This is a genomic window from Flavobacterium bomense (assembly GCF_003970355.1).
This window is the reverse complement of record NZ_RYDJ01000125.1, coordinates 1-1,340: the sequence shown is the minus strand read 5'-3', so window position 1 is coordinate 1,340 and position 1,340 is coordinate 1. Positions and strand designations below refer to the sequence as shown.

Annotated in this window: 1 protein-coding gene and 1 pseudogene; both read right to left on the bottom strand. The window is 32.8% G+C overall.

Going from position 1 to position 1,340, the window contains the following annotated elements:
* Positions 1 to 319 (bottom strand): annotated as a pseudogene (locus EKL98_RS16090) (glutamine--fructose-6-phosphate transaminase (isomerizing)); the annotation flags it as partial.
* 9 nt (positions 320 to 328) lie between these two features.
* Positions 329 to 1,340, bottom strand: a 1,012-nt coding sequence (locus EKL98_RS16085) for a DUF4270 family protein (RefSeq protein ID WP_148104446.1), incomplete at its 5' end; no start/stop codon positions are given.

Genomic DNA, 1,340 nt, shown 5'->3' with positions numbered 1-1,340 from the left:
AATTTTCGATAATTCCGTTATGAATAATTACTAAATCTCCTGAATTAGAAACATGAGGATGAGAATTCACATCATTTGGAACTCCGTGTGTTGCCCAACGAGTATGACCAATACCAATAGTTCCATTTGTGGAAATTTCGTTTGCTGCTTTTGCTTCAAGATCAACAACTTTGCCTTTTGTTTTAGAAAGTTTTATATTGTCTCCGTCATATAACATAACGCCAGCACTATCATAACCTCGATATTCCAATCTTTTTAATCCTTTTATCACAATAGGATAAGCTTCTCTGTAGCCAATGTATCCAACAATGCCACACATAGTTTTGGTTTATTTAGGTTTTGTATAATAAATTTCTAGTTGTAATCTTTTGCTGTAATTTGCATCAGTATCGGGAAAGTTACTACCGTAAAGGATTGTTCCTAGTGGATTCATAACACTTGCTTTGGGGGCTTTTGAAATAAAAGCATTTCCTGTCTTCAACATTTTGAACTCTGCAAAATTCATATCTTCGGTTACGACAACGCCTAGCTTAACATTTTTTGCTTCAGAATTTTTTACAAGGTTTCTAATGTGATTCGTAATATTCATTTTATAAGAAACCCCTCTTTTTAATGTTCCATTTTTAGTTAAATATCCACCAAATAGATATTTAGAGGTGTTTTTATTTGCGGTTGATGCACCTAAATAATAATCCAAAATAGTAGTGTTGTTGGTATAATCATACAAGTATATTCGGTCTGGCTCGTAGCTATCTTTCATTGTTTTAGCATCAATATGAAAAATAAGATTGGCATCATTAATCAACCATCCTTCTTTTCTCATTTTATCCAATTCATCCGAAACATTGTTTGGACCTGTTAGGTTTCCGTTTGCATCATATCCTATCAAATCCTTTTTTTCAAATAGCTCTAAAACCGCTAATGATCCTTCGCCTCCTTTTAAATACAATTTTTGATCACCAAGATCTCTATTTGGATTGCCTGTAATTGAAGTATAATCAGTATTTGGATTGCTTTGTTCTAGCAAACTCGCAGTGGCCCCTGACATATTAAGAATTAAGGTTTTTTCGACTCTAGTGACTGGGGTTGTAGATGAATCTTCTTTATATTTGATTGTTATGGTTCCTTTTTTAAAATTAATCACGGCTAAACTTCCTTTGTCAGCACCTGATTGTTCTACTTTGAAATACAAACCTCTGAAATATTTATCAAAAACATTTTGAACGGATAGTGTACCTGTTGGAGCGTTAAAAATTTTATTTTGAAAAAAAGCAACATTCAATTTTAATCGCATACCAGGCGCTGAATAAGAAATTGTTTCTTTTTCAGCAGCATCTTTT